The organism is Bradyrhizobium sp. Kon56 (assembly GCF_055807635.1).
In genome coordinates this window covers 43,616-52,220 of record NZ_JBVVOU010000037.1, presented here as the reverse complement: position 1 = coordinate 52,220, position 8,605 = coordinate 43,616, and the positions used below count along the sequence as shown (strand labels likewise).

At 65.3% G+C, this 8,605-nt stretch carries 6 protein-coding genes; 3 read left to right on the top strand and 3 right to left on the bottom strand.

Annotated elements, in window-relative coordinates; genetic code table 11:
• The 3 genes from AC0L3B_RS34090 to AC0L3B_RS34080 form a co-directional block, all read right to left on the bottom strand.
• Nucleotides 1-1,098 (bottom strand): MHYT domain-containing protein (locus AC0L3B_RS34090; RefSeq protein WP_473381847.1); only part of this gene is annotated, 1,098 nt, incomplete at its 3' end.
• 112 nt (nucleotides 1,099-1,210) lie between these two features.
• Entirely contained in the window at nucleotides 1,211-2,614 is a 1,404-nt protein-coding gene (locus AC0L3B_RS34085) for an MFS transporter (RefSeq protein WP_473381843.1), read from the bottom strand.
• A gap of 153 nt (nucleotides 2,615-2,767) precedes the next feature.
• A complete protein-coding gene (locus tag AC0L3B_RS34080; RefSeq protein ID WP_007612365.1) occupies nucleotides 2,768-3,274 on the bottom strand; it encodes a YciE/YciF ferroxidase family protein in 507 nt (168 codons plus the stop codon).
• Between the two features lie 416 nt (nucleotides 3,275-3,690).
• On the opposite strand from AC0L3B_RS34080, the gene AC0L3B_RS34075 reads away from it, so the two are divergent.
• The 3 genes from AC0L3B_RS34075 (at nucleotide 3,691) to AC0L3B_RS34065 (ending at nucleotide 8,519) form a co-directional block, all read left to right on the top strand.
• Nucleotides 3,691-4,773 (top strand): lysylphosphatidylglycerol synthase transmembrane domain-containing protein, encoded by a 1,083-nt coding sequence (locus AC0L3B_RS34075; protein ID WP_018457547.1) that lies wholly within the window; start codon nucleotides 3,691-3,693, stop codon nucleotides 4,771-4,773.
• A 153-nt stretch (nucleotides 4,774-4,926) separates the two neighbouring features.
• Entirely contained in the window at nucleotides 4,927-6,879 is a 1,953-nt protein-coding gene (locus AC0L3B_RS34070; RefSeq protein ID WP_473381840.1) for an SGNH/GDSL hydrolase family protein, read from the top strand.
• A 299-nt stretch (nucleotides 6,880-7,178) separates the two neighbouring features.
• Nucleotides 7,179-8,519 (top strand): MFS transporter, encoded by a 1,341-nt coding sequence (locus AC0L3B_RS34065; protein ID WP_473381837.1) that lies wholly within the window; start codon nucleotides 7,179-7,181, stop codon nucleotides 8,517-8,519.
• Nucleotides 8,520-8,605: the final 86 nt, after the last annotated feature.

The window sequence follows — 8,605 nt, the reverse complement described above, 5'->3', positions numbered from 1 at the left end:
CTGGGCCTCCAGCCATTCGGTGATATCCTCGAAGGTCGCGACCCAGCCGCCACCCTGCATCGGCTGGTTGACGACCCCGATGGAGCGGCCGAACCTGGTCACGATGTCGGTCGTGGCGCGGCTCTCGCGCGCGTCGGCGACGAGGCGCGCGAAGAATTCGCCGGCATCGCCCTGCCACTGACCCTTCGCCTGCTCCTCCCGCAGCACGTCGACCAGCAGTCGGCCGGTGAGCAGGATGTCGGTGCGGCCAAGCATCGCAGCATAACGCTCGTTGAACAGGATGATCTTGCCGTCCGCATCGAACATGCACAGTCCCTGCGACATGTTCTCGAGCGCGGTATCCAGCACGACCTGCTGGCGGCCCAGTTCGCCCTTGGCGCGGCGATCAAGCAGCGCGGCCACCAGCGCAATCGCGATGATCGCAACTGCGGCACCCGCGGTAAGAAAGGACAACGAGGCCGGCGGGATCGATAACCCGCTGATCGCGAGCGTAGGATCCGGCGTCAGAACGACAGCGCCCATTGCGGTGAAATGATGTGCGACGATGGCGACCGTCAGCAGTGTGCTTGCGGTCAGCGCGTGGAAGAGGTCGTCGCGCCGCGCAGCGACGAACAGCGCGAGCGCCGCGAAAACAATTCCGAACAGTACCGAGGCGGCAACCGTGCTCCCGATCCAGTCGACCCGTGCCGGCATCTCCAGCGCCGCCATTCCGGTATAATGCATCGTCGCGACCGCGGCGCCGACGATGGCGCCGCCGAGCACGATCCACGGCGCGCGCACGGAAGTTGCCGCAAGACTCAACCCCACGAAGGTTAAGGAGATCGCGAAGATCAGGGAAAGGATCGTCACCGGGATGTTGTAGGCGCCGGCACCGCCCGGCCCGTAGGCGAGCATCGCAATGAAATGCGTCGCCCAGATGCCGCATCCGCTGACGGCGGCATCCAGGGCGATCCAGACCAGACGCCCGGAGCCGTGCGTCGCGCGCGCCCGGTGAAACAGGCTGATCGCCGCCGCGCTTGCGAGCAGGCACACCGCGCCGCCAAGCGCGACGAGCCGCCAGTCGTGCTCCTCGGTGAGACAGTAGAGAACTTGATGCATTGCGGGCCCCTATCGACCCACACTTGAACCGACAGAGATGGACAGTCGGTAACCGGCTACGTGCCTGTTTCGGGGATGGTGAACGGAAGCTGTGTTCAATCGCTCGGATTGTTCATCCGCGCGAAGGCGCGCCGAGGCCGATCACGGCGGCGGCGAGCAGCAGCACGGCCGCCGACGCGACCAGCGACAGGTGCAGGCCGGTCACAAACGCGCCTTCCGAGGCCACCAGCGAACCGAACAGCGCAACGCCGAGCACGCTGCCTGTCTGCCGCGTCGCGTTCAGGACGCCCGCCGCGATGCCGGAGCGTGCCTTCTCGACGCTGCCCAGCAAGGTCGAGGTCAGCGGCGGCACCAGCAGCCCAAGTCCGCTGCTGATCGCGATCATCTGCGCAAAGATCGCCCAATAGCTTGTGCCGGCCTCGATCCACAGCAGGCCGAGACAGCCGAGCGCCGAGACGCAGGCTCCGACGACGATGGTCGGGCACGGGCCGATACGCTCGGCGAGGCGCGGGGCCAGCAGATTGACCGGCAGCACCACCGCCATCATCGGCACGAAGGCGAGACCGGTCCACCACGCCGACAGGCCGTTGATCCTCTGGAAGTAAAGGCTGAGCACGAAGATCAACCCGTAAATCGCGACGTTCACGAGCAGGCCGACGAGCGCGGTCAGGCTGAACAGCCGGTGATCGAACAGGGACAGGGGCAGCATCGGCTGCGTCGCGCGGCTCTCGCGCCAGACGAACAGCACCGCCAGGAGAGCGGCTGAAGCGAACGCCGCGAGCACAGCCGGACGCTGCCAGCCAAGCGCGCCCCCCTCGATGATCGCGCCGGCGAGCGCCCCCAGCGCACCAATTGCCGCGAGCTGGCCGGGCAGATCGATCTCGCGTGAGGGCGCGCGCGTGGTCTCGGTCGCATAGCGCCAACTCAGCCAAAGGCCGATGAGGCCGATCGGAAGGTTGACGAGAAAGATCGCGCGCCAGCCGACCAGCGTGATCAGCGCGCCGCCGACGAAGGGGCCCGCGGTGAGCGCGAGGCTCGCACCGGCCGCCCAGATCGCGACGGCGCGGCCGCGCTCGCGGTCGTCCGGATAGGCATGATTGAGCAGGGCAAGAGAATTCGGCACCAGGATCGCCGCCGCCAGGCCCTGGACCAGCCGCGCCCCAATCAGCACGGTCGCATTGGGCGACAGCGCACAGGCGAGCGAGGCCGCGGTGAAGATTGCGAAGCCCGCCATGAAGACGCGCTTGGCGCCGATGCGGTCGCCGAGCGCGCCGGCCGTCAGGATGAAGGCGGCAAACGCAATGGTGTAGGCGCTGACAACCCATTGCAGCTCAGCGACGCCGCCGCCGAGCGTCTTGCCCATCGCGTCGAGCGCGGTGTTGACGATGGTGACGTCAAGTTGCACCACGCCATAACCAAGGCTCATCGCGGCAAGGGTGAGGGACGTTGCAAGCCGGGAGCCGGAATGCGGCACGCCGGCTTCGAAGGCTTCGTATCTTGCGGTGCTTACTCGCATGCTGCCATCTCGGTTGCAGCCCCATGCGAACGATACGCTTCCAGCCCCTCGTCCTGTTACGACAAGAATCGAATGATGGATGCGTGACGGATGCGTCATGTTCGAGCGTCGCGCGGATGGCCGCGCGACGCTCTATTCTGGCTACGCCTGGCCTCAGCTCGCAGCGCGCAGATTCACCTTGCTCTCGGCGATCGTGGTCAGCTTCTTGTCGGTGGCCTTCTCCTCCTCGAGCGTCTTGGCGAGCACGCTGGCGCAGTCGTTGCGGCCGAGTTGCTTGGCCCAGGCGATCAGGCTGCCGTAGCGGACGATCTCGTAATGCTCCGCCGCCTGTGCCGCGTTGATCAGCGCGGCGTCGAGCACCGCCTTGTCGGCGACTTCGCCGGCGGTCTCGTCGGCTTCCTCGATGATGCCGTCGATCGCGGGGCAATCAACCGCCTTCACCTGCGCACCGTGCATCTTGAACACTTCCTCGAGGCGCTTGACGTGCTCCCTGGTTTCTTCGAGGTGCGTCAAAAAGCCCTGCTTCAGCTGCGGATCGGTCGCCTTATCCGCCATTTTCGGCAGAGCCTTGGTGAGCTGCTGCTCGGCGTAATAGATGTCCTGGAGCTGATGCACGAACAGGTCGTTCATGGTTTTGATGTCTTTTGTGAACAATCCCATCGGTCCGATCCTCTCGGGTTGTGGGAACACGGAGGCACCGGCTTGCAGGAGAAGCCGGTTATTCCGCCATGTTCGATTGCTGATGCGGCACTAACCAGCGCACGGCATCGTCGTTCCAAAAAAGCCCTCATCTCTTGCGCTGGAACAATGCCGGCCATGCAGGATCTGAGACTATGTCACGGACGGACGCGACCGATCCCCCGACTCATATGCTTAACGCGCGTCCGATGTGAACCGCGTATGACAAAGTGGCTGGTCCAAGGCAGAACCTATCGTTGTCAAGGGCTGCACAAGTCACTGTTTTTGCCTTAAATGAGCTACATCATGCCTAGCGATCCAAGCCCACATCGGGCACTGATCGCATCCGACCGGCCAATGTCTGGCCTGGTCGGTCTTGCCCCCCGCCGGGAGGATGAATGCACGGACTGCTGACCGCGCTGAAGCGCGGCTTCAAGAGATGGATCGGCTGGCGGCGACTCGGCGTTGCGGCGAGCGTCTTCATCATCGCGTTCGCGATCACCACGCTGGTGCGGACGCTCAAGGGCATCGACACCGGGGTCATCCTGACCGCGTTGACCGAGATCCCCCGCGGCAATATCGGGCTGGCGGCGATCTGCGTATGCTTCGCGTTCTGTACGCTGACCTTCTACGACTTTTTTGCACTGCGAACGATCGGCAAGAAGCACGTGCCCTATCGCATTGCAGCGCTCTCCAGCTTCACGTCCTATTCGATCGGCCACAACATCGGCGCCACCGTCTTCACCGGCGGCGCGATCCGCTTCCGTATCTATTCGGATTACGGGCTGAATGCGATCGACGTCGCAAAAATCTGCTTCCTGTCGGGCCTGACCTTCTGGCTCGGTAACATCTTCGTGCTCTCGATCGGCATGGCCATCCATCCGGATGCCGCCTCCTACATGGATCAGCTGCCGTCGTCGATCAACCGGCTGATTGCGATCGGCGGCCTCGCCTCGATCGGCGCCTATCTGGTCTGGCTGTGCATGGGCGAGAAGCGCCGCGAGCTTGGCCAGAAAGGCTGGAAGGTGGTGCTGCCCTCAGCGCCGCTGACGCTGGTGCAGATCCTGATCGGCGTCGTCGATCTCGGATTCTGCGCGCTGGCGATGTACCTTCTGGTGCCGGCCACTCCGCAGATCGACTTCCTGTCGCTCTCCGTGGTGTTCATTTTGGCGACTTTGCTCGGCTTCGCCAGCCACGCCCCCGGCTCGCTCGGCGTGTTCGACGCCGCCATGCTGGTGGCGCTGCCCGAATTCGGCCGCGAGCAGCTTCTGGCCACGCTCCTCGTCTTCCGCATCCTCTATTTCGTGATCCCGTTCGGTCTTGCCATCTCCATCATGGGCGCACGCGAGCTCTGGATGAATGTGGTGGAGCCCTGGCAGGAGCGCCGACGGCTGGCGGAGGCCTGTGCGCAGGCCAACCTGCCCAAGCAGGTGGCAGCGATGGAGCGCGAGCGGTCGCTGCGGCAGGCCAGCAAACGCTAAGCGTGATCCGGAAAAGTGCGAAGCTGTTTTCCGAAAAGATCATGCTCCCACGATAGTCCGCTGGACGCCGGCCCGCAAAACCGTAGACCAATGTTGCAGGCGGAGAGCAGCTCTCTTATTTCCGCCTCAACTTTGCCGTTGAAGACGCGAGCCATGATCCCTTTCTTCCATCGCCGTTTCCTCGCCGGTGCCCTGCTGCTCGCCGGGCTCCTCACCGCCTTCCCGCCGGAGCGGACGGCCGCGCAGGACGCGGGCGCCATGCAGATCAGCTGGGAGGTGCGCAACCGCTTCCGGCTGTTCCGCGAGGAGCGCGACTTCCTGCTCCATGTCGAGAACGCGCGTAACCGCAGCATCCTCGCCGCCGAGCAATCGCTGGAGCTCCAGAGCGAGGGCCGCGGCTGGGCCCGCAACATGGTCAACCGGCTCTGCATCGACCTCCAAGGCCGGGTCAACCAGCCCTGCACCCGCGACAACACGAAGGAAAACTACCTCACCCCCATCGACCATCCCGTCACCGTGCGCCTCGCCGGCGCGGTGCCGGTCGGCGCCACCTGCGCCTGGTCGTTCGACGACGGCGACGGGCCGCAACAATCCACCTTTGACTGCGCCGAGCCGATCAATCTGCGGGTCCGCTACGGCAAGCAGACGGTCGCGAGCGTCGATGTCTCCTCCGGCTCCGATCCGACCCAGCGGGTCCAGACCGAGATCCAGGTCCGCGACATCTTCGTCGCTGGCCTCGGAGACAGCATCGCCTCGGGCGAAGGCAATCCGGACCGGCCGCTGGCGCTGTCGGACGAAGGTTTTTGCTTCCGCTCCTATCTCGGCACCGCCGGCGCGCAGTATTATCGGCCGAGCCGCGCCGGCTTCAAGGGCGGCCGCGCCTGCGAAGCGCCGGATACGCTTGCCAACTGGCAGCGCTACAGCGCCCTCTGGTTCAACTCGCCTTGCCACCGATCGCTCTACAGCTACCAGGCCCGCACCGCGCTGGCGCTTGCGGTACGCTACACCCACGTCGCGGTGACCTTTCTGCCGCTCGCCTGCACCGGCGCCAGCATCAGCGACGGGCTGCTCGGCTCGCAACGCGCCCGCGAATGCCCGCCCGGCAAGACCGGCGTCTGCAACATCAGCGTGAACGCGCAGGTCGCCGAGCTGCGCGAGGCGCTGACCGCCGCCAGGAAACGCCAGCCCGAGCGCACGCTCGACCTCGTGCTGCTCTCGGTCGGCGCGAACGACGTCTATTTCTCCGGCCTCGTCGCCGACGTGATCGTCGAGACCGCAACCGAGCGCGCGATATTCCGCCGCTCCGGCGTGATGGCGAGCGTCGATGATTCCCGCGATGCGCTGGCGCGCGAACTGCCGCAGAATTTCGTCAAGCTGCGCGAGGCGCTGAAGCCGCTGGTCGGCGGCGACCTCTCGCATGTGGTCTACGTCTCCTACGCCAACCCGGCGCTCGCCGATGGCGGCGTGCCCTGCCGCGGCGGCCGCGCCGGCTTCGACGTTCATCCGTCCTTCAACGCCGACCCGCAGCGCCTTGCCCGCGTCTCGACCTTCGTCGACACCGAATTCCTGCCGCAACTCAAGGGGCTCGCCACCTGCACCCGTGGCGCGCTGTGCCGCGATCCCGAGGCCGACCGCATGACCTTCGTGGATTCGCATCAGGCGGCGTTCGCCGATCACGGCTTCTGCGCGCATTCGGGCAATGATCCCGAATTCGACCGCACCTGCTTTGCCGAGAACGGCCAGAGCTTCAATCCTGACATCGTGAGTGCGGCGAGCCAGCCGATGCTGTGCGGCCGCGGCGCCTCCGAATTCCGCGCCTATTTGCCGCGCGCGCGGTGGATCCGCGACGCCAACGACAGCTATTTCGCCGCGATGACCTATCCGCAAGGCTTGCCGGCGGCGAGCCAGCCGACCGACATCCACGACGCGACCTGGGGCGTGCTCTCCGCCGTCTATGGCGGCGCCGTGCATCCGAGCGCCGAAGGCCACGCCGCGATGGCGGACGCGGCGCTGCCGGCGGCAAGCGCCGTGCTGGGTCTGGATGCGGCACCGCCGGGCGTGACACGCGGGCTGCTCGCGCCGCTGCTGCCGGCCGCGCGGCAGTAGACGCGCGCAGCCTCTACCCGCACACTGTCATCGCCCGCGCAGGCGGGCGATCCAGTACTCCGTGACAGACGTGATTGAATCGAGACGTCGCGGCGTACTGGATTCCCTGCCTTCGCGGGGAATGACAACGGCGCGCGTGGTGCGATCGGGTTCGCCGTCACCTCGATCGTTCCTCCCACCTGCCGTTCCATCAATCCAAAAGCAGCATCGATCGATACTGCCTTGAACTTGGACACTTTGCCGCGCGCACCTCTAGGAGTCGCAGTGGGGAAACGTTTCGAGTTCTAAGGAGGCGCGTCATGAGCGCAGTGATGTCCGCAGCGGATGTGAGAAGGTCTCGCGTCAGGCTGTTCATCGTGACCATGTTGTTCCTGGTCACGACCGTCAATTATGCCGACCGCGCCACGTTGTCGATCGCGGGACCCGCGCTCTCCAAGGAGCTGCACCTCGATCCCGTCGCGATGGGCTACATCTTCTCGGCGTTCGGATGGTCCTATGTGATCGCGCAGGTGCCGGGCGGTTGGCTGCTCGACCGCTACGGCTCCCGGCTTGTCTATGCCTTCAGCATCATCGTCTGGTCGCTGTTCACGACGATGCAAGGCTGGGTCGGCTTCTTCAGCGCCGGCACCGCGATCACCGTGCTGTTCGGCCTGCGCTTCCTTGTCGGCATCGCCGAAGCGCCCTCGTTCCCCGCCAATGCTCGCATCGTCGCGGCCTGGTTTCCGAGCAACGAGCGAGGGACCGCGTCCGCGTTCTTTAATTCCGGGCAGTATTTCGCAACAGTGATCTTCGCGCCGCTGATGGGCTGGATCGCGCACGACTACGGCTGGCGCTATGTGTTCTTCGTGATGGGCGCGCTCGGAATCGTCATGGGCCTGGTCTGGATCAAGACCGTCTACGGGCCGAAAGAGCACCCCGGCGTCAACGAGGCTGAATTCGATTACATCAAGGCAGGTGGTGCGCTGGTCGACCTCGACGCTCCCAAGGAAGAGCGCGCGCCCGAGCCCGGCTCCGGATGGGACCATATCCGCCAGCTGCTTTCCAACCGCATGATGCTCGGCGTCTATCTCGGCCAGTACTGCATCAACACGCTGACCTATTTTTTCCTGACCTGGTTCCCGGTCTACCTCGTCAAGGAGCGCGGCCTCTCGATCCTGCAAGCCGGCTTCGTCGCGACACTGCCGGCGCTGTGCGGCTTCATCGGCGGCGTGCTCGGCGGCGTCATCTCCGACGCAATCCTGCGCAAGACCGGCTCGTTGACGATGGCGCGCAAGATCCCGATCGTCGGCGGCATGCTGCTGTCGATGTCGATCATCGCCTGCAACTATGTCGACGGCCAGGCGCTGGTGGTCGGCTTCATGGCGCTCGCCTTCTTCGGCAAGGGCATCGGCGCGCTCGGCTGGGCTGTCGTCTCCGACACCTCGCCGAAGGAAGCCGGCGGCGTCTCGGGCGGCCTGTTCAACACCTTCGGTAACCTCTCCTCGATCAGCACCCCGATCGTGATCGGCTACATCCTGGCCGCGACCGGCTCGTTCAACGGGGCGCTGCTATTCGTCGGCGCCAATGCGCTGGTGGCCGCATTCGCCTATCTCGTGGTCGTGGGCAAGATCGAGCGCGTGGTGCTCAAACGTTCCTCCTGAGGGCTCCCCATGGGAGCTTGACCAGGCAACTTAACGGCGGCTTCACGGCCGCCGTCTTTGTTTTGGGAGTAATCGATGCTAGAAGC

Excerpts from the sequence above, each read along its gene's own strand:
- AC0L3B_RS34065 (WP_473381837.1), top strand. The coding sequence starts at position 7,179 with ATGAGCGCAGTGATGTCCGCAGCGGATGTGAGAAGGTCTCGCGTCAGG.
- AC0L3B_RS34075 (WP_018457547.1), top strand. The coding sequence starts at position 3,691 with ATGCACGGACTGCTGACCGCGCTGAAGCGCGGCTTCAAGAGATGGATC.
- AC0L3B_RS34070 (WP_473381840.1), top strand. The coding sequence starts at position 4,927 with ATGATCCCTTTCTTCCATCGCCGTTTCCTCGCCGGTGCCCTGCTGCTC.
- AC0L3B_RS34085 (WP_473381843.1), bottom strand. The coding sequence starts at position 2,614 with ATGCGAGTAAGCACCGCAAGATACGAAGCCTTCGAAGCCGGCGTGCCG.
- AC0L3B_RS34080 (WP_007612365.1), bottom strand. The coding sequence starts at position 3,274 with ATGGGATTGTTCACAAAAGACATCAAAACCATGAACGACCTGTTCGTG.